21 protein-coding genes and 4 tRNA genes are annotated in these 18,799 nt (G+C 68.7%); 21 read left to right on the top strand and 4 right to left on the bottom strand.

What is annotated here, in order from left to right:
- Nucleotides 1-20: 20 nt before the first annotated feature.
- The 3 genes from QM711_RS14515 to QM711_RS14505 form a co-directional block, all read right to left on the bottom strand.
- Nucleotides 21-3,014 (bottom strand): hypothetical protein, encoded by a 2,994-nt coding sequence (locus QM711_RS14515; RefSeq protein WP_415100551.1) that lies wholly within the window; start codon nt 3,012-3,014, stop codon nt 21-23.
- The gene (locus QM711_RS14510; RefSeq protein WP_415100549.1) at nt 2,932-3,534 is read right to left on the bottom strand and encodes a hypothetical protein; all 603 of its coding nucleotides are present in this window, start codon (nt 3,532-3,534) and stop codon (nt 2,932-2,934) included. The genes QM711_RS14515 and QM711_RS14510 overlap by 83 nt, the downstream gene beginning before the upstream one ends.
- Before the next feature lie 507 nt (nt 3,535-4,041).
- Complete coding sequence (locus QM711_RS14505; RefSeq protein WP_415100547.1) at nt 4,042-4,875, bottom strand: exodeoxyribonuclease III; 834 nt, start codon at nt 4,873-4,875, stop codon at nt 4,042-4,044.
- Between the two features lie 38 nt (nt 4,876-4,913).
- On the opposite strand from QM711_RS14505, the gene QM711_RS14500 reads away from it, so the two are divergent.
- Together QM711_RS14500 and QM711_RS14495 are read left to right on the top strand one after the other, a co-directional pair.
- Entirely contained in the window at nt 4,914-5,282 is a 369-nt protein-coding gene (locus QM711_RS14500; RefSeq protein ID WP_415100545.1) for a VOC family protein, read from the top strand.
- A 67-nt stretch (nt 5,283-5,349) separates the two neighbouring features.
- Entirely contained in the window at nt 5,350-5,907 is a 558-nt protein-coding gene (locus tag QM711_RS14495) for a dihydrofolate reductase family protein (protein ID WP_415100543.1), read from the top strand.
- Between the two features lie 115 nt (nt 5,908-6,022).
- Here QM711_RS14495 and QM711_RS14490 read toward each other — a convergent pair whose 3' ends face one another.
- Nucleotides 6,023-6,514: a YajQ family cyclic di-GMP-binding protein gene (locus QM711_RS14490; RefSeq protein WP_415100541.1), complete on the bottom strand. Its 492-nt coding sequence runs from the start codon at nt 6,512-6,514 to the stop codon at nt 6,023-6,025.
- Nucleotides 6,515-6,593: 79 nt separating this feature from the next.
- On the opposite strand from QM711_RS14490, the gene QM711_RS14485 reads away from it, so the two are divergent.
- The 19 genes from QM711_RS14485 (at nt 6,594) to rplA (ending at nt 18,584) form a co-directional block, all read left to right on the top strand.
- Nucleotides 6,594-6,675: transfer RNA gene (locus QM711_RS14485), tRNA-Tyr, on the top strand.
- Nucleotides 6,676-6,754: 79 nt separating this feature from the next.
- On the top strand, nt 6,755-6,979 hold the full coding sequence (locus QM711_RS14480; RefSeq protein WP_415100539.1) for a hypothetical protein: 225 nt from the start codon (nt 6,755-6,757) through the stop codon (nt 6,977-6,979).
- A gap of 398 nt (nt 6,980-7,377) precedes the next feature.
- Nucleotides 7,378-7,980, top strand: a complete 603-nt coding sequence (locus QM711_RS14475) for a hypothetical protein (RefSeq protein WP_415100537.1) — start codon at nt 7,378-7,380, stop codon at nt 7,978-7,980.
- Nucleotides 7,970-8,752, top strand: a complete 783-nt coding sequence (locus tag QM711_RS14470) for a response regulator transcription factor (protein WP_415100535.1) — start codon at nt 7,970-7,972, stop codon at nt 8,750-8,752. Before QM711_RS14475 ends, QM711_RS14470 begins: the two co-directional genes overlap by 11 nt.
- Complete coding sequence (locus tag QM711_RS14465) at nt 8,749-9,708, top strand: sensor histidine kinase (RefSeq protein WP_415100533.1); 960 nt, start codon at nt 8,749-8,751, stop codon at nt 9,706-9,708. The genes QM711_RS14470 and QM711_RS14465 overlap by 4 nt, the downstream gene beginning before the upstream one ends.
- Nucleotides 9,708-10,925, top strand: coding sequence for an OmpA family protein (locus tag QM711_RS14460; RefSeq protein ID WP_415100531.1), 1,218 nt, complete (start codon nt 9,708-9,710; stop codon nt 10,923-10,925). The genes QM711_RS14465 and QM711_RS14460 overlap by 1 nt, the downstream gene beginning before the upstream one ends.
- A 316-nt stretch (nt 10,926-11,241) precedes the next feature.
- Nucleotides 11,242-11,757, top strand: a complete 516-nt coding sequence (locus QM711_RS14455; protein WP_415100529.1) for a GNAT family N-acetyltransferase — start codon at nt 11,242-11,244, stop codon at nt 11,755-11,757.
- 40 nt (nt 11,758-11,797) lie between these two features.
- Nucleotides 11,798-11,870: transfer RNA gene (locus QM711_RS14450), tRNA-Thr, on the top strand.
- A gap of 60 nt (nt 11,871-11,930) precedes the next feature.
- Nucleotides 11,931-12,006, top strand: a tRNA-Met gene (locus tag QM711_RS14445).
- A 37-nt stretch (nt 12,007-12,043) separates the two neighbouring features.
- Entirely contained in the window at nt 12,044-12,214 is a 171-nt protein-coding gene (rpmG, locus tag QM711_RS14440; protein ID WP_105184661.1) for a 50S ribosomal protein L33, read from the top strand.
- Nucleotides 12,215-12,682: 468 nt separating this feature from the next.
- Nucleotides 12,683-13,111 (top strand): MaoC family dehydratase N-terminal domain-containing protein, encoded by a 429-nt coding sequence (locus tag QM711_RS14435; protein ID WP_415100527.1) that lies wholly within the window; start codon nt 12,683-12,685, stop codon nt 13,109-13,111.
- Nucleotides 13,108-13,515, top strand: coding sequence for a MaoC/PaaZ C-terminal domain-containing protein (locus QM711_RS14430; RefSeq protein ID WP_415100525.1), 408 nt, complete (start codon nt 13,108-13,110; stop codon nt 13,513-13,515). The genes QM711_RS14435 and QM711_RS14430 overlap by 4 nt, the downstream gene beginning before the upstream one ends.
- On the top strand, nt 13,508-14,587 hold the full coding sequence (locus QM711_RS14425) for a UDP-N-acetylmuramate dehydrogenase (RefSeq protein ID WP_415100523.1): 1,080 nt from the start codon (nt 13,508-13,510) through the stop codon (nt 14,585-14,587). The genes QM711_RS14430 and QM711_RS14425 overlap by 8 nt, the downstream gene beginning before the upstream one ends.
- 5 nt (nt 14,588-14,592) lie before the next feature.
- On the top strand, nt 14,593-15,792 hold the full coding sequence (locus tag QM711_RS14420; protein WP_415100521.1) for an aromatic amino acid transaminase: 1,200 nt from the start codon (nt 14,593-14,595) through the stop codon (nt 15,790-15,792).
- Nucleotides 15,793-15,952: 160 nt separating this feature from the next.
- Nucleotides 15,953-16,025, top strand: a tRNA-Trp gene (locus QM711_RS14415).
- A gap of 29 nt (nt 16,026-16,054) precedes the next feature.
- Nucleotides 16,055-16,426: a preprotein translocase subunit SecE gene (secE, locus tag QM711_RS14410; RefSeq protein WP_415100519.1), complete on the top strand. Its 372-nt coding sequence runs from the start codon at nt 16,055-16,057 to the stop codon at nt 16,424-16,426.
- A gap of 30 nt (nt 16,427-16,456) precedes the next feature.
- A complete protein-coding gene (nusG, locus tag QM711_RS14405; protein WP_415100517.1) occupies nt 16,457-17,254 on the top strand; it encodes a transcription termination/antitermination protein NusG in 798 nt (265 codons plus the stop codon).
- A 39-nt stretch (nt 17,255-17,293) separates the two neighbouring features.
- Nucleotides 17,294-17,725 carry a 50S ribosomal protein L11 gene (rplK, locus tag QM711_RS14400; RefSeq protein WP_415100515.1) on the top strand — a complete coding sequence of 144 codons (432 nt, stop codon included), beginning with the start codon at nt 17,294-17,296 and terminating at the stop codon, nt 17,723-17,725.
- A 157-nt stretch (nt 17,726-17,882) separates the two neighbouring features.
- Nucleotides 17,883-18,584, top strand: a complete 702-nt coding sequence (gene rplA, locus QM711_RS14395; RefSeq protein WP_415100513.1) for a 50S ribosomal protein L1 — start codon at nt 17,883-17,885, stop codon at nt 18,582-18,584.
- The last annotated feature ends 215 nt before the right edge of the window (nt 18,585-18,799 follow it).

The following is an 18,799-nucleotide window of genomic DNA, read 5'->3' as shown; positions in this document are numbered from 1 at the left end:
AGGACGTGGGGCAGAGTCGTTCAGGACGTGGCGAACAGCTGGGTGGCGAACAGGACGCCGGCGGAACTCATCGCGCCGAAGGCGGTGGCGGTGATGCCGGGCTTCAGGTCGGCCAGCGTGGCCGTGACGCCGTTGAGCCGGACGATGGTGCTGGCGTCGGTGGTCACCGTCAGGATCGTCTGCGGTGACTCCTGCAGCGCCAGGGAAGGCGCGTTGATGCTGAGGATGCTGCCCCGGTACGCCTTCACCGGAGGCACCCACAGGCTCACGCTCGGTTCGGGGGTTGCGTCGCCTTCAAGCACCTCGTAGTTGAGCGAGTAGACGTCCCGGATGATGTCGACCGCGATCGCGGCCGCGGCGAAGTGGTCGGTGCGGGCCAGGAACGAGCCGTCCGGCCGGTACAGGTCCAGGTGGTAGTCGTCCGGCGACCTGCCCAGCCCCTCGTAGGAGAGCACGTAGAGGTAGCCCTGGGGTTCGACCGCGACGTCCAGCCAGACCGTCTGTGCGGTGGCGTTGGCGAGCGGCATGGTGGCCTGCTTGGTGCCCGAGCCGGTCGGGTCGAAGCAGGGCAGCGGGTTGCCGCTGGTGTCGAACGCCTGGATCCGGCAGGTGCCCTGCTCAAGCACGAAGATCTGACCCTGCATGCCGAAGGTGATCGCCCGCGGCACCGAGACCAGGCCGACCCGGGTGCCGGGGCCGGCGAACATGCAGGCCTTCGGCGCCGTCTCGTTCGGCCCGCCGGCGGCCGGTACCTGCAGCACATAGAGCTTGCTGTGGTTGACGTCGAAGCTGATCCCGGCGACGTAATCGTTGAAGCCGGCCAGCCGGTCCATCGGGAACGGGAACCGTCCCCAGCTCAGCGACGGGTCCGGGTTCAGGTTCGGCGGCTGGCTGCCGCCGGATTGGGTCCAGACCAGCGACAGCCGGCGCAGATGCGCCTCTTCGCCGAGGTTGGTCGCCGGGTTGCCGTCCAGGTAGAAGTTGAGCCCGGAGCCGTCGTAGGCGCCGGTGCGCTGGTAGGCCAGCGCCGGTGTGACGACGATTCCGGACGCCGCCGCGTACGCGCTCTGCGGGTGCTGCAGCAGGGAGACGTTCTCGACGGTGAACTGGCTGGCGTCCCTCTGATAGCTGTAGCCGAGCATCCCGGCGCTCTGGCTGATGGTCAGGCCGCCCAGCCGGGTCAGTTCGGTGTCGGTGGCGACGGTCGCGGTGGGCTGGACCGCCGGTGGTTCGCTGGTGGTGCCCAGCCACTGCCGGACGCCGCCGCTCAACACGGTCTTCTCGGTGAACTGGTACACCGAGAACTGGTCCAGCGGGGGAGCGTTGTTGGTCACCGTCACACTCACCGTCCGCGTTGCCGGGTTCGGACCGGTGCCGTCCCCCTTGGCGTCGATCCAGGCACTCTGGCCCTGCCCGGCCTGCCAGCCGGTGGGTGAATACATGAAGACGCTGACCTGGATCTGGCCGCCTGCGGGCAGGCTCGAGAACGACAGCTGCAGCGGCTCGCTCCAGGTGGTGGCCGGCATCGCGAAGGTGGTCACCGCTGGGGTCGCGTTCGACGAGAATGCAATTGAGACTTGATAGGTGCCGCCGATCGCCTCCGGTGGGAACTCGTGCATGGCCTCGTCCGGGTTCATCGTCAGGGCCAGGTCGAAGGTGCGGGCGATGTCGGTGGTGAACACGAAGGGTGAGTCGACCACCTCGACGATGGTCTGGCTGAGTTGGGCGACGGTGATCGCGCCGTTGAAGATCAGCGAGGCGATGTCGAGGAAGGGGATCGACTCGACCACCGCGCCGACCGCGATCTGCGCCATCAGGATCACCCCGTAGGCACAGCCGGTCTGCAGCAGGTCCGGCAGCAGGCTCTCGGCCAGGAATTTGCCGATCGCCTCGGCGTCCTGCTGGATCATCGTGTCGGCGTTGAGCTTGGTGTTCATCACCACGCCGACGATGGTCTTGGCCAGGTTGAACATGGTGCCCTTGTGGTTCCAGACGCTCTCGGTGAGCGCCGCGCTGTCGACGGTGGCGGCGTCGTACATCAGCAGGATCATCGGCAGCGCCAGCTCGAACACCGCGGTGAACGAGATCCCCAGCGCGCAGACGTCCTGGTCGTAGGGTCCGCGGCCCAGCCCGCCCCACATGATCCGGACGACGTTGGCGTCCTTGGGCAGGTAGTCGACGGTGAGCGTGCTCGGCGCCGCAGGCACCGGGATGCCGCAGATGGTGCCGGTCGGGCTCACCCAGCTGAGGAACTTCTTGGTGTGGTCGGGTTCGATGAACCCCATCCCGGACCAGATCGGTTCCTTCACGTTGCAGAAGTCGCCCGGCCACTTGGTGTTGACGTAGTAGTGGATCAGGTGGCCCGGCTGGCTGGGGTCGGGTTTGGTGACCTCGGTGTCGCTGGCGCCCAGGTCGATCGGCACCAGGGTCTGCGCCGAACCCTCACCGGAGTATTTGAGGAACTGCACGTAGGCGGACAGGTGCCGCAGCCAGTGATTGGTGCAGTCGAGGGTGAGCTGCCCGGCGTAGTCGGGGTTGTCGGTGTCCTTGCTCATGTCCACCTTCAGCGAGGACGCGTCCACGCTCAGCCCACTGCCCGGCGACAGGTTGGTCACCGTCCAGGTGACGTCGTCGTCGCCGAGGCTCTTCGCCTCCGTGGCCGGGCTGGCGGCGCGCCGCGGTGGTGGCCCCGCTGGTGTGGCGCCGTAGTCGGTGGACGCGACGGCGCTCTGCACGTTCCAGGTGATGCCCTCCAGCTCTTCGGCGTTCTTGGCGGCGGCCAGCGCGGCGCCGAGCGAGCCCGAGAGTGCGGGCTGCAGGGCGTCGATGTTCAGCCGCTGCGAGTACACCCAGTCACCCGGCTGGGAGCCCGAATCGGTGGGCTGCGACGATCGCATCGTCAGCAACCGCTCGATCAGCGGATCGCGTCCCTCACGCCACAGCAGCGGGTCGTTCGCGAGCGATTCGGGCGTCGGCGGCGACGGGTAGAGCAGGTGTTCGGTCGGGCTGAGCATCACCGCGTACGGATCGCTGATCCAGCTTCTCGCCCTGGATCGCGAGTTCGCCGAGTTGCTGGGCGAGGTCGCCGGCGTTCGGGCGGATGCAGGTGTCGAGGATGTAGCTCGGCACGGTGAAGTCCTGCTGGGCGGAGAGGTTCGCCAGGTTGTTGTGCAGGAACAGCAGCGCGCAGGCCAGATCCTCGGTGTCGTTCAGGGGGTCGTCCGCGCCCGGGATCGAGATCGCGAAGGTGACCAGTTGGTTGTAGGTCTGGGTGCCCGGACCCTTCGGCCCGTCGACGGCCACCGGCGTCCGAACCGCTTGGATCACCACACCGTCGGTGGGGCTACTGGCGACGTTACGGACGAAGTGGGTGATCCGGTGCCGAGCGGCGGTGAGCCGGCGATCCCCGCTGACAGCGGCGGCCAGGCTTGCCGCGGTGTGCTTCTGGATGGGGTAGACCCGGCCCCGCTTGTGGAAGGTGTAGCTGCGGTCGGGGTCGAGGTGGGACAGGTCGAATTGATACGTGAGGCTCACGATTCATCGCATTCCGGGGTGCCGCATGATCGCGACCTCGCGGCCGCGGTCATGGAAGGATGGGCGCATTTCTGCAGGCGGTTGTCCGGTCCGCCAGTCGCTTGGAGTCAGGGGGTGGAGCGACTTTTCTTGGCATTCCTTCAGGTATTCGGAATGGCGCGAGACGAGCATGCTCCCGGTCATGGGCGGGCGTCAATACTCCGTCCGAAAGTGACGAGGCCCCGGTCAGCCAGCTGCCTCGTTCCGCCGACCGTTCACGGTTGTGGTGAGGGGTGATGCCGGTTCGCCGGCCTCCATCTCGTGCGGTGGGCGCATTGCCAACTCATTCGCCGGCGAACCGACGAGGGGCCGATATTTCCTTGGGCTAAGTTTGCGATGGCCGATCAGCTCGGCGCGGCCAGTCCGTGGTGTGTCGGGACAATAATGCAGCGTCCGATGATTTCGCCGCATTCTTAGCTCCGATAGAATCTCGTCGGGTGGAACCGGCGTGTTCGTGATCGGCGGGAATCAGCAGCGATAGTCGACGACGACGGGCGAGTGGTCGCTCATCCGCTGCTCATAAGTGGGCTCGCGGTCGGTGCCGCCGGTGATCGCGGCGGCCGCCAGCGCCGGGCTGGCCAGCTGGTAGTCGATCCGCCAGCCGGTGTCCTTGACAAAGGCCTGGCCGCGCCACGTCCACCACGAGTTCGGTCCCTGCCGGTCGCCGTGCAGCCGGCGGACGACGTCCACCAGGGTTCGCGGCGACAACGTCTTGTCCATCCAGGCCCGTTCGTCGGGCAGGAAGCCGGGGTTGCGCTGATTGGCCCGCCAGTTGGTCAGATCGAGCCGGGTGTGGGCGATGTTGAGGTCGCCCATCACCAGGAACTCGCGCCCCTGTCGCGCGGCCCCTCGCCGTGCCCGGGTCAGGTAGGCGCCCAGTGAAGCGAGGAAACGCATCTTGCGTTGGTGCTTCTCCGGGTCGGCGTCCGGTCCCTCCCAGGACGCGCCCTTCGGCACATACAGCGATCCGACGGTCAGCGGCGGTCCGGACGGCGGCTCCAGATCGACCTCCAGGTAGCGGCCCTCATGATCGAAGGCGCGGTTGCCGAAACCCATCCGCACCGCGGACGGCGTCCAGCGGGACAGCACCCCGACCCCGTTGCGGCCGGCCAGCAGCCCCGGATGGTAAGTGAGCCGATGCTCCGGCCAGGCGTCGCTGGGCACCTCGTCGTGCGGGCAGCGGACCTCCTGGACGGCGACGATGTCGGGCTCCCGCCGCGCCAGCCAGTCGCCGAACCCGCGCCGGACGCAGGCCCTGATCCCGTTGACGTTGGCGCTGGCGATCCGCAGGGTGGTGCTCACTGGTGCCACGCTAGCGGGGGTCTGCGACGATGGCCGGCATGGTGTCGGTGTCCTTCCTCGGCTTGTGGACCAATGACCTGCCCGGCATGCGACGGCTCTATGTGGACGGCTACGGACTGGACGTGATCCGCGAGACGTCCAGCAGCGTCTGGTTCGCGCTCGACGACCGGGCCGAACTCCACCTGTACGCGACCTCGGACGACTACCACGCCTTCTTCGGCACCGCACCGGTGCCCGGACTGTTCGTCGACGACTTCAACGCGACGGCGGCGGCACTGGACCGGCTCGGCGTCGAGTGGCTCACCGAGATCGACAGCGCCGACGACCGTCAGTGGCGCCACTACCGGGCCGCCGACGGCAACGTCTACGAGGTGATGGGTCCGCGCCTCGAGCGACGTCCCGGCTGAAGGTCGCGGTTCGCGCCGGCGGGTGCGACCGATTGGCCCGCGGCGGAAACTGGTCGATACTGCCGCCATGGCCACGCTCAGCTACGGAATGATCAGTTCACTCGACGGCTACGTCACCGGCGCCGACAGCAACTTCGCGTGGGCCGAACCGGACGCCGAGGTGCACCAGTTCGTCAACGACCGGGATCGAGGGATCGGCACCTACCTCTACGGACGCCGGATGTGGGAGACCATGAAGGTCTGGGGCGAGGACGACTGGCTGGCTGGCGAACCGGACGTCGTCCAGGACTACGCACAGCTGTGGCGCGATGCCGACAAGGTGGTCTTCTCCAGCACGCTGTCCTCGGTCGAGGAGCCACGGACGCGGCTCGAGCACAGCCTCGATCTCGACGCCATCCGCCGGCTGAAGGAGAGCGCGGACGCCGACCTCACCGTGGCCGGCCCCACCCTGGCCGCCCAGCTGCTGCGCGCCGGCCTGATCGACGAACTCACCATCTACCTGGCCCCCGCGGTGATCGGCAGCGGGGTCCGGTTGCTGCCGGAGGTGACGCTCACCCTGGAGTTGCTCGAGGAACAGCGCTTCGCGTCCGGCTTCGTCTTCCTGCGCTACGCCGTCCGGAACTGATGCCGGCTACCGCTGGTTGAGCTTGTCGAAACCGCCATCGTTGGTTGAGCTTGTCGAAGCCCGCTCGCCGGTTGAGCTTGTCGAACCTCGCGAGGCGACCAGCGCCAGCGCCCTCCTACCGGTAGTTGGCGAACTGGACCGGGAAGTCGTAATCGGCACCCTTGATCAGTTGCTGGCAGGCCTGCAGGTCGTCGCGCTTCTTGCTGAACACCCGCAGTTCGTCGCCCTGGATCTGAGTGCGGACGCCCTTCGGGCCTGAGTCGCGGATCAGCTTGGCGATCTTGCGGGCGTCGTCGCCCGAGATGCCCTGCTGCATGGTGGCGGTCAGCTTCCAGATCTTGCCGCTGATCCGCGGCTCGCCGGGCTTCAACGCCTTCAGATCGATCTTGCGCCGGACCAGCATGGTCTGCAGCACGTCGAGGATTGCCTTCACCCGCTCCTCGCCGGACGCCTCCATGTCGACCACGTCGTCGGCCACCTTGATCGCGGCGTCGGTACCCCGGAAGTCGTACCGGTTGCGGATCTCCTTAGCGGTCATGTTGACCGCGTTCTCCAGCTCCTGCTGGTCGAATTTGCTCACCACGTCGAAGGAGCTATCGCCTGCCATCGTCCGTCCTCATCTCTGCTTCGTCCCGATTGGTCCGCCCGCCGACAGTGTTGCTATGTTTGTCCTCGCCCACCAGCACGGCAGGTTGCCCGAGCGGCCAAAGGGAGCGGTCTGTAAAACCGTCGGCATCGCCTACGTAGGTTCGAATCCTACACCTGCCACCCGCGCGAAGTGGTCTCTGATAAGCCTGGATGGCGAGTTCGAGGCCACTTCTTCGGGTTCGGGCCTACTCTTGTTTCCATGATTGTGGAGCGAAGCGAGCTGCACGAGCTCGTCGACGCACTGCCCGCCGACCAAGTCGTTCGCGTGCTCGCCGACCTTCGTCGGTTGCTGCCCAGTCCTGCCACCGAGCCGGTCTGGCCACCGGTGTTCTTCGGCATGGGGGCCGATAAAGAAGGGCGTACCGATCTCTCGATGAGCGTGGATGAGATCCTCGCTGGCGGGTTCGGTTCGCCCCGTTCATGATCCTCTGCGACTCCGGCCCGCTCATCGCTCTCGCCGAGCGGCTTGATGTCCGCGAGGTCGCGACGCTCGATCAGCGCCACTTTCGAGTGGTTAGACCCAATCATGTGAATGCGTTGACGCTGCTGCCAGAGGCTCGCTGAGCGGCAGGCCTACCGCGCCGTGGCTTCGGTCTGTCCGATCGTGGCGAGCAATGGACGGCGGCAACGTGGGCTCATCGCTTCATCGGGCGCAGGGCCGGGGTGGCAGGTATGGAACGTCGGGAGGACAACGCACTGACGCGTGCCGAGCACGCGCCAGGCGACAATGTCGCCGGACTGCGACCGCATTGCGACATCGCGGCCACCCTCGGGACCTGCCCGGCCAATAGCGTGGACCCGTCAGTTCACGAAGGGATCACCATGACGAACCAGCGCCCCCGGCTCGCCCCAGTCCTCGCCGCCGCACTCGCGCTGCTGCTGAGCGCCGGCTGCAGCGTGGCGGTCACCGGGGAGTCGCCGTCCGCCTCACCGGCCACGACCCAGCCAGCCGCTCCGCCGTCCACGGCTGTGCCGTCGGCGAGCAAGGACGCCGTCCCGGCCGGTGCGATCGCCGTGGACACTCTGGTCACCCGCGCAACTAGGGACGCCGTGCGCACCACCGCGACCATCAAGGGCGACGCCGCCGGCACCCGCCACGACTCGGCGCTCTCGCTCTGGGCAGGCTGCGAGGGCACCCCGGACGAGGTCGTCTTCGGGGTCGGCGGTCACACCGTCTTCCAGGGCCAACTGGGGCTGCGGACGTCCGTCCCCGACGACATCGTGATCGAGGTCTTGATCCTGGCCGGCGGCGACCCCGTCCAGAACATCCGGCTGGACGGCAGCAACCCGACTCCGGCGCTGGTCCCGATCCGCTTCCTGCTCGACGGCAAGAAGACGGTCACCACCCAGACCAAGGTGGTCCGCGGCACCTGCGCCGACTCCGCCGACTCCTACGCGGTGCTGGTGGACGGCTATGTCTCCTGACCGCGCCCGGCTGCTGCTGGTCGACGACGACCCCGGCATCACCTCCGGGCTCAGTCCCATCCTGGAACGCGACGGCTTCGCGGTGACCATCGCCGAGGACGGCGCTGCTGCGCTCGCGACGGTGGCCGCCGGTGGCGTCGACATCGTGGTGCTGGACGTGATGATGCCCGGCCTGGACGGACGCGAAACCCTGCGCCGGCTGCGCCGCGACGGACACACCGTCCCGGTGGTGCTGCTCACCTCGGTGGGGGAGGCAGCGGAACGGGCCCGGGCACTGGACGAGGGAGCCGACGACTACTTGAACAAACCGTTCGACGCCGGTGAGTTGATCTCCCGGGTCCGCGCTGTGCTGCGCCGGAGTTCGGCCGGGAGACCCAGCCTGGCCAGCGCGTCCGTGCTCACCGCGGGCGAACTCACCGTGGATCGCTCTGCCCGCCGCGTCAGGCTGGCCGGACGCGAGGTCGCTCTCACCCCCAAGGCGTTCGCCCTGCTCGACCACCTGATCACCCACCCGGACGAGGTGGTCTCCAAACCGCGGCTGCTCGAGGTGGTCTGGGGCTATGACGACCCGGTCGGCACCCGCGCCATCGATCACCGGATCTCCGAACTGCGCCGGGTGCTGGCCGACGATCCGGCCCATCCGCGCTGGATCCGCACCGTGCCCGGCGTCGGCTACGCCTTCGTCGCCCCGGTCAGCCAGGCCCCGGTCAGCCAGGCCCCGGTCGGCCCGGCCCCGGTCGGCCCGGCCCCGATCAATCCGGGCAGCCGATGACCCCCGCGAACCGGGTCGCGGCGGCGGTCGCCGCGGTCGGACTGCTCAGTTCCCTGATCGTGTGGCTGGTGGTGCCGCAGACCCGGGTGGTCTTCGCCGTCGCGCCCGCGCTGCTGATGGCGCTGCTCACCGTACTGATCGCCGGCACCGCGCTCGCCTTCGGACGCCTCGCCCGCGGAAGGGCGCGCCTGCAGGCCCTGGGTGACCAGCGCGTGGCCATGGCCGCCCAGGAGGTCGAGTCCCGGCTGGGCGCCGAACGTGGACGGCTGCTCGGCCGGATCGACCACGAGCTGAAGAATCCGGTGATGGCCACCAACCTGGCCCTGGACGCGTTGCGTGCCGCCCCACCGGGCAGCCCGCAGGCCACAGACGCCGTCGAGGTGATCGCCACCCAGTCGGCCCGGCTGGGCGCGCTGCTCACCTCGCTGCGCAAGATCGCCGATGTCGAGCACCGCGACCTGGACATCGAACCGGTCGATCTCGGCGAACTGCTCACCGCCGTCCGGGACGCCTGCTCGACCACCCCGTCCGGGCGCCAGCGGCAGTGGTCGCTCAACCTGCCGCAGGCACCGTGGCCGCTGCCCGCCATCGCCGGCGATCCCGACCTGCTCTACCTGGCGCTCTACAACCTGACCGACAACGCCGTGAAGTACTCCAGGCCGGGCGACCGGATCGAGATCAGGGCCGCCGAATCCGAGGGCGGCATCGGCATCGTGGTCGCCGACACCGGCGCCGGCATCCCGGCCGAGGAAGTGCCTGACGTCTTCGACGAGCTGTCCCGGGCGTCCACCGCGCGCGGCATTCCCGGCCAGGGCCTCGGCCTGGCCCTGGTCCGCTCGGTCGCCGGACGGCACGGCGGCCGCGTCCACCTCGACTCCCGGATCGGCGTCGGCACGTCGGTGTCGCTCTGGCTGCCCGTCCGACCCCCCACCCAGAACCCCGAAAGGAAGGCCTGATGTCCACGTCCCGCCTGCTGGTCGGCGCCGCCGCCGGCGCCCTGATTCTGACCGGCTGCTCGGTCAGCGTCAGCGCGTCGCCCTCGGCCACACCGACGGTCGAGACCCCTGTCTCCACCGAACCGATGCCACCGCCCAGCTCCAGCAGCACCGGACCCACGGCGGAGAACGCCGTACCCGGCTACGCCGTCGGCGCCGCACCGCCGGTGCCGCTGTTCAGCCTGCCGGACATCTCCCGGGTGTCCAGCGCCGGCAAGGAACTGCGCGACAAGCTCAAGGTCGAGATCAAGGACGTTCCGGGCGTCAAGGTCACCGCCGTCCGGTGCGGCAAGGACGGCGAGTACAGCAACGCCGACTCCGGCCTGGTGCTCTACGGCGACGGCTCCGGCTCGTACGTCGGGGCCGACGGCAGCTACACCCGCGGCCGGGACGGCTCCGAGACCTCGGTCAGCGACCGTGAGTCGATCACCCGCAACGGCAAAGGCGGCGGCACCTACGTCAGCGGCAAGGTGTCGATCAGCAACAACGGGGACGGCTCCGGCACCTTCGTGGACTCGGCAATCTCGGTCACCATCGACGGCAAGGGCGGCGGAACCTACGTCAGCGCGGCCGAGTCGATCAGCAATGACGGCGACGGCTCCGGCACGTACGTGAGCGGCAAAGTGTCGATCAGTAACAACGGTGACGGTTCCGGGACCTACGTGGACGGCCAGGTGTCGATCAGCAACGACGGCCGGGGGAGTGCTTCCGTGGTCGGGCCGAGCTTCTCCGGGACGGTGCTGGCCGACCCGCTGGCGCCGGTGCCGCCGCTGGGCAAATTCCCGCCGGTGCAGCAGCTGCTGCCCAAGGTCGACATCTGCGGTTTCGTGATCACCCTGGCCGACGGGGTGCTGTTCGACTTCGACAAGGACAACATCCGTTCCGACGCGTCGGCCACCCTGGACCAGGTCGCCAAGGCGCTCACCAAGGTGGGCAACCACCAGATCCGGATCAGCGGGCACACCGATGCCATCGGCACCGACACCTACAACCAGGATCTGTCCGAGCGGCGGGCGTCCTCGGTGGAGCAGGCGCTCCGGCAGCGGGGCGTGTCGGCACCGATGACGGCCAAGGGCCACGGCGAGTCCCGTCCGGTCGCACCGAACGAACTCAAGGGCAAGGACAACCCGGCCGGTCGCCAGCTCAACCGCCGGGTGGAGATCTTCGTCCGCGGCTGAGTGCTGGCCCCGCGCGCCACTCCGCCCCAGACGAACCCGTCGGCCCGGCCCGCCCGCACCCCGCGCTCCCCGAACTATTCAGGGCTCGCCGAACTCGGCGGTGGGCTCTAGTGGTCGTCGCAACACGTGGTGTGGGAGGTGTTGTGGTGCGGAGGCCGGGACGGCCGGTGGGTGGCCGGCTGGGAGGCGGTGTTCGGATCGGTTCTGGGAGGCGTTGCGGGCCGGGGAGACGGTGAGGGACGCGGCCCGCGCCGGCCGTCCGCGCGACCTCCCGGATGTCGCAGCGGCTAGCGGGAACGCCCCCTACACTGACCGCATGCTGATGCAGCGTGGCTTACCCCTGCCCGCGCCGGAGCTTCCGGCCGGGATCACCCTCCGTCCTCAGGTGCCCTCGGACGCTGAGGCGCTGGGCGCGCTGTACTGGGACTCCTACCCCAAGGGTGCGGCGGCGGTCGATCTCGAGGACGCCGTGGAGGAGATGGAGGGCGTCTTCGCAGGTGAGTACGGCACCCCGGTCGACGCGGCGTCCCTGGTCGTCGCAGACGCCGACGGGAACCTGCTCGGCTGCATCCAGACCGTCACCAGCCCGCCCTGGGAAGGCATTCCCGCGGTGCCGTTCGTGATCGAACTCTTCGTCCACCCCGAGCACCGGCGGCGCGGGCTGGGCACCGTGCTGCTGCTCTCGGCCGCCCAGGCCTGTCACGACAGCGGCTGGGAGAGCATGGCCCTGAACGTCCAGGAAGAGACCGCCGCCGACGCGTCCCAGCTCTACCAGCGGTTCGGGTTCGTCGAGATCACCCCGGTCGGCGCGGGCGAGAGCCCCTCGATTTGAGGGCGGCGCGAAACCTCGTGTAGTGTTTCACGCGGTTCAGGCCCCTATAGCTCAGTCGGCAGAGCGTCTCCATGGTAAGGAGAAGGTCTGCGGTTCGATTCCGCATGGGGGCTCTGCGTTTGGGGTTGATGGAACAAACCGCCCATCGTGCCCGTTGGGTACTCCGAACGGGCGGCGGGATAGCTCAGGCGGTAGAGCAAGCGGCTCATAATCGCTGTGTCGCGGGTTCGAGTCCCGCTCCCGCTACCAAGAACCAGCAACTGCACGACGAGAGAGAGCAACGGCCATGGCCAAGAAGCAGTCGGAGATCCGTCCGAAGATCACCTTGGCGTGCACCGAGTGCAAGGAGCGCAACTACATCACCAAGAAGAACCGGCGCAACGACCCGGATCGTCTTGAGCTGAAGAAGTTCTGCCCCAAGTGCCACCTGCACACCGCGCACCGCGAGACCCGCTGAGCGTAGCCACGCCTACCAGGCCGCCCGTCTGACGGGCGGCCTTTTGGCGTGCCGCGATGTTCGTCGATGAACGGCGCGGCACGTACTTCCCCTCTGGTCGGGGGTCGGCCCCTTGGGTGACTCGCCCGGACGCGGTGCCCAGCGAAGTTGTCCGGCCTCGTCCGCTGCGGCCGGCGATCCCTCGGTATGCCCGGCTGACCGCCCCGCGAGACGCATTGCCTCCCTGCGTGCGTGGTCGGAGATCCAGTCCGCGCCGCCCGGCCAGGGAGTGGCGAGGTCGAGATCGCTCACCGATGGTGAAAAGGACTTGCGGATTTCGGGTTGCGACACGAGATCGGCGAGGTTTCCCCCATCGGACGGCGATGTCGAGATCGCCGACCCCCGGCGACCGTGCGAGCCAACCCCTCGGCGACCGTGCGAGCCAAGCCCCCGGCGACCCGGCACCGGCACACGCACTACCCTGTCGCCATGATCAGCGAGATCCACGTCGGGCGGAGTTACCCGCCCACGGCGCCGTACGTCGTCAGCGCCGCCAAGGTGGCCGAGTTCGCCACCGCGCTGGGCGATGCCGGCAATCCGGCCTACTCGAGCCCGGACGCCGTCGCACCGCCCACCTTCGCCGCGGTGCTCTCCTCGGCAGCCTGGGGAGCGATGTTCGACGACCCGGAACTCGAGCTCTCGCTGAGCAGCACCGTGCACACCGACCAGCGGTTCAGGTGGCGGCGTCCGCTGCGGGTGGGGGACGCCGTGACCGCCACGCTGACCATCGAGCGGGTCCGGGCTCGCGGCACCAGCGCCTTCATCTCGATCACCGTCGCATTGGACGCCGACGGCGAGCGGGTCTGCGACGCCGCGTCCACGCTGCTGCACAGCTGGCCCGACCAGGAGGCGGCATGACCCAGATCGAGGCCGGCACCGCCTTGCCCAGCATCACCGCCACCCTCACCCGCGAGACGCTGGTCCGCTACGCGGGGGCGTCCACCGACTTCAACCCGATCCACTACTCCGACGCCGCCGCTGTCGCGCTCGGCCTGCCGGGGGTGATCGCCCACGGCATGCTCACCATGGGCACCGCGCTCCGGGTGGTCACCGACTGGTGCGGCGACCCCTCCCGAGTGCTCAGCTACTACGTCCGATTCGTCAAGTCGATCACGGTCGAGGACACCATCGAAGGAGCCACGGTCACCTTCGGCGGCACGGTCAGCAAGGTTGAGGACGGCGTCGCCACCGTCACCATCGACGCTCTCTTCAACGGCACCAAGGTGCTCGGCGGCGCCAAGGCGGAGGTGCGCGTTGACTGACCTGCTCGCCGGCAGCACCACCCGTCTCGCCGACCACACCACGCTGCGGGTCGGCGGACCGGCCCGCACCTGGATCGAAGCCACCACCGAGGCCGAGTTGGTCGACGCGGTCCGGACGGCGGACGCGGCCGGCGAACCGGCGCTGGTCCTCGGCGGCGGCTCCAACGTCCTGGTCTCCGACGACGGCTTCGACGGAACCGTGGTACACGTCGCCACTCGCGGGATCACCCTGGCCGGCGGCTCCTGCACCATCGACGAACCCGGCGCGGCGATGTGCGGGGGAGCGGTGATCGAGGTCGCCGCCGGTGAGAACTGGGACGACTTCGTCGCCCACGCCATCGCCCAGGAGTGGCGCGGCATCGAGGCGTTGTCCGGCATCCCCGGCAGCGTCGGCGCCACCCCGATCCAGAACGTCGGCGCCTACGGCCAGGAGGTCGCCGACTGGCTGTGGTCGGTGCGCACCTGGGACCGCCGGGCCAACGCCTTCCGCACTTTCGCGGTGGGCGACTGCGGCCTCGGCTATCGGACGTCGCGGTTCAAGGCCGAACCCGGTCGCTACCTGGTGCTCAGCGTCACCTTCCAGTTCCGCCAGGGCACCATGTCGGCACCGCTGCGGTTCGGCGAGTTGAGCCGGCGGCTCGAGACCGACGCCCGCGGACGCGCCCCGATGACCGATGTCCGGGACGCCGTGCTCGAGTTGCGGCGCGGCAAGGGCATGGTGCTGGACGCCGCCGACCACGACACCTGGAGCGCCGGCTCGTTCTTCACCAACCCGATCCTGGACGCCGACCAGGCCGCCGGCCTGCCCGAAGCGGCGCCCCGCTTCCCGGGCCCGGACGGCCGGGTCAAGACCAGTGCTGCTTGGCTGATCGAAGCGGCGGGCTTCCACAAGGGCTTCGGCTCGCCGCCGGCGACGTTGTCGACCAAGCACACGCTGGCGCTCACCAACCGTGGCGGAGCCAGCAGCGACGACCTGGTCGCACTGGCCGGCGAGGTCCGCGACGGCGTCCGGAAGGCGTTCGGGATCACGCTGGTCCCCGAGCCCGTGCTCGTCGGAGTCGCCTTAGACTGAGGGCCATGTCCCTCTTCAGCGCTATTCCGCTTGCCCCGCGCGACCCGATCCTGGGTCTCACCGAGGCGTTCGTCGCCGACACCAACCCGAGCAAGGTCAATCTCGGCGTCGGCGTCTACCAGGACGCCACCGGCAAGCTCCCGCTGCTGGAGTGCATCCGGCGTGCCGAGCAACGGCTGGCCGAAGATCCCAAGCCGCGCGGCTACCTGCCGATCGACGGCCTGCCCGGCTACACCAAGGCGGTCCGCGAGTTGGTATTCGGCGCCGACTCGCTCGCCGTCGCGCAGGGCCGGGTGGTCACCGTCCAGGCCCTCGGCGGCACCGGAGCGCTGAAGATCGGTGCCGACTTCCTGCGTCGCTTCGCCCCGGACGCGAAGGTGCTGATCTCGGATCCGTCCTGGGAGAACCACGAGGCGCTGTTCACCCGGGCCGGCTTCACCGTCGAGACCTACCGTTACTTCGACGCCGCGGCGAACGGCGTCGACATCGAGGGCATGCTGGCCGACCTGACGGCCGCGCCGTCCGGAACGATCGTGGTGCTGCACGCCTGCTGCCACAACCCGACCGGCTACGACCTCACCGCGCAGCAGTGGGAGCGGGTGATCGAGACGGTCACCGCGGCCGGGCTGATCCCGTTCCTCGACATGGCCTACCAGGGCTTCTCCGAGTCGCTGGACGCCGACGGCGCCGTCGTCCGACGGTTCGCGGACACCGGTCTGCCGGTGCTGGTCTCCACCTCGTTCTCCAAGAGCCTCAGCCTCTACGGCGAGCGGGTCGGCGCACTGTCGGTTGTCTGCGCGGACGCCGAGGAGGCCGTCCGGCTGCTGTCCCAGGACAAGATCGTGATCCGGACCAACTTCTCCAACCCGCCCACCCACGGCGCACAGCTGGCCGCCACGGTGCTCACCGATCCCGAGCTGCGCACCTTGTGGGAGGCGGAACTGGGGGAGATGCGCGACCGGATCAAGGCCATGCGGCAGCGCCTGGTGGATGGCTTGGAGGCGGCCGGCATCGCCGACATGGGGTTCATCGCCACCCAGGTCGGCATGTTCAGCTACTCGGGCCTGACCAAGCAGCAGATGGTCGCGCTGCGCGAACAGCACGGGGTCTACGGCACCGACAAGGGCCGGATCTGTGTCGCGGCGCTCAACGAGGGCAACGTCGAGCACGTATGCGCGGCGATCGCCGCCGTCCGGCAGGCCTGAGCCGGGTCGCGGCGGGTGGCCGGTTCGACTCGACTCGGCAAGCCCGCTAGAATCCTTGTCTTGGTGGCCTCACCTCAGTTGGCCCATGCCCACAACGCTCACAAGGCGCTGGGAATGGTGCTCACAAGGCGTCCGGACCGGCGGGGCCGGGCCACCGCGAAGGGCAATAGCTCAATTGGCAGAGCAGCGGTCTCCAAAACCGCAGGTTGGGGGTTCAAGTCCCTCTTGCCCTGCTGGGACACCCGAGTGCGAAGGATGATGTGTGGCGGACAAGGACAATGCCGACGGCGACAACGGCGTTCCGGCTGCCCAGGATCCGGCCCTCGAGGTAGCGCGGACGGCGGCGAGCAGCCGCCCGGTTCGTAAGTCGGCACCGGCGGAAGCCGCGGACGGCAAGAAGGACCACGCGACTCCCAAGCAGCGCTCGGGCGGCACCGCCCGGGCGAAGAAGCGCACCACCCCGGCCGGATTCGTTCGCGAATCCGCTGGCGAACTGCGCAAGGTGGTCTGGCCGACGGCGACCCAGCTGCGGCAGTACTTCGTCGTGGTGCTGGTCTTCGTCCTGCTGGTGATCCTCTACGTCAGCGCGCTCGACCTGCTGTTCGGCTGGGGTCTGCTGCAGATCTTCGGCTGAGCCCGAGAAGTCAACGAGAGAAGCAAATCTGTGTCTGATACGCATGCCACCAACGAGCCCGAGTTCGAGATCGACCTCGGGCCGGCCGATGCCGCCGCACCGTCGGACGACTTCGAGTTGGACCTGAGCATCGACTCCTCCGACGAGGCCGACGACGGCCTCTCGATCGACCTCAGCGAACCCGAGCCCGAGCCGTCCGCCGACGATGAAGCGGACGCCGGCGACGAGGCCGTCCTGGAGGCGCTGCACCAGCAGCTGCGCGGCCAGATCGGTGACTGGTACGTGATTCACACCTACTCCGGCATGGAGAACCGGGTGAAGCAGAACCTCGATTCCCGGGTGAAGACGCTCGGCATGGAGGAGTACATCTTCGAGACCGTGGTGCCCACCGAAGAGGTCGTCGAGACCCGCAGCGGCACCCGCAAGACGGTCACCCGGACGGTGCTGCCGGGCTACGTGCTGGTGCGGATGGAGCTGACCGACGGCTCCTGGGCCGCCGTCCGGCACACCCCGTCGGTGACCGGCTTCGTCGCCCACGCCAACGCGCCGGTTCCGCTTTCGCTCGACGAGGTGCACAAGATGCTGGCCCCGGCCGCGCTGGCCAAGGCCGCCGCCGCGGCGTCCGGCCCGAAGAAGCGGACCCGCAAGGTCGAGGTCGCCGACTTCAAGGTCGGCGACTCCGTCATGGTCGTCAACGGCCCCTTCTCCGGGGTGCATGCGACGATCACCGAGATCAACGCGAACAGCCAGCGGCTCAAGGCCCTGGTGGAGATCCTGGGTCGGGAGACCCCGGTCGACCTTACGTTCAACCAGATCGCCAAGGTTTAGTTCGCGCACCGTTACACAACCAGTTAAGGACCCACACACATGCCTCCCAAGAAGAAGGTAGCGGCCATCGTCAAGGTCGCCCTGAACGCGGGCGCGGCGACCCCGGCTCCGCCGGTCGGCACCGCGCTCGGCCCGCACGGCGTCAACATCATGGAGTTCTGCAAGCGGTACAACGCAGAAACCGAAGCCATGCGCGGCAACGTGATCCCGGTCGAGATCACCATTTACGAAGACCGCACGTTCACGTTCGTCACCAAGACCCCGCCGGCCGCCGAGCTGATCAAGAAGGCCGCCGGCGTCAAGAGCGGCTCCGCGCGCCCGCACACCGACAAGGTCGGCAGCATCACCGCCGCCCAGGTCCGTGAGATCGCCACCACCAAGCTGCCCGACCTGAACGCCAACGACATCGAGGCCGCCGCCAAGATCGTCGAGGGCACCGCCCGCTCGATGGGCATCACCGTCGCCGGCTGACGCCAACCACCGCCGGTCGAGCTTGTCGAGACCGGCACCCCGTTGGTCGAGCGTGTCGAGACCTCGGAACTGAACACCCAACCCAGCGGCAGGACCCACGTCCGGACCGCGCCTGGCAGATCGGCCACACGAGGCCGACATCACAAGGAGACCAGTAATGAAGCGAAGCAAGGCTTACCGCGCCGCCGCCGACAAGCGCGACGCGGAGCAGGCGTACACCCCGGAGGAGGCCCTGGCGATCGTCAAGACCAACGCCAGCGCCAAGTTCGACGAGACAGTCGAGGTCGCGATGCGGCTCGGCGTCGACCCGCGGAAGGCGGACCAGATGGTCCGCGGCACCGTGAACCTTCCCAACGGCACCGGCAAGACGGCAAGGGTCCTCGTCTTCGCCACCGGTGAGAAGGCCGCGGACGCCACCGCCGCAGGCGCCGACGAGGTCGGTGCCGACGAGCTGATCGAGAAGATCACCGGCGGTTACCTCGACTTCGACGCCGTCGTCGCCACCCCGGACATGATGGGCAAGGTCGGACGCCTGGGCCGGGTCCTCGGTCCGCGCGGCCTGATGCCGAACCCGAAGACCGGCACCGTCACGATGGATGTGGCCAAGGCCGTCACCGACATCAAGGGCGGCAAGATCGAGTTCCGCGTCGACCGGCACGCAAACCTGTGCTTCATCGTCGGCAAGGCCTCGTTCAGCCCCGAGCAGCTGAGCCAGAACTACTTCGCCGCCCTGGACGAGGTGCTGCGGCTCAAGCCGTCCTCGTCCAAGGGCCGGTACCTGAAGAAGGTCACCGTGTCGTCCACGATGAGCCCCGGCGTCGGTGTTGACCCGACCCGGACCAAGCCCGCCGAGGTCTGAGCGCGATCCACACCCGGCAACGGCCCGGCGTCCCCCATGGGATGCCGGGCCGTTCCGCGCCCCCCGGCCCGAGCGCGGAGCGACCGGCGGCCGATTTGGCCGGGCCGGACGCCGTGGCATAGACTGAGCGGAGCCGAAGACCGCTGGTGACACCACTCGGTGTCCTAAGGATCAACGATCGCCCGCGCAGGTACTCCAGAACAGCTCGTCACGAG

The organism is Micropruina sp., assembly GCF_047602385.1.
In the GTDB taxonomy this organism is placed as follows: Bacteria; Actinomycetota; Actinomycetes; order Propionibacteriales; family Propionibacteriaceae; genus Micropruina.
The sequence above is the reverse complement of the archived record's forward strand: the minus strand, read 5'-3'. Positions and strand labels throughout refer to the sequence as shown.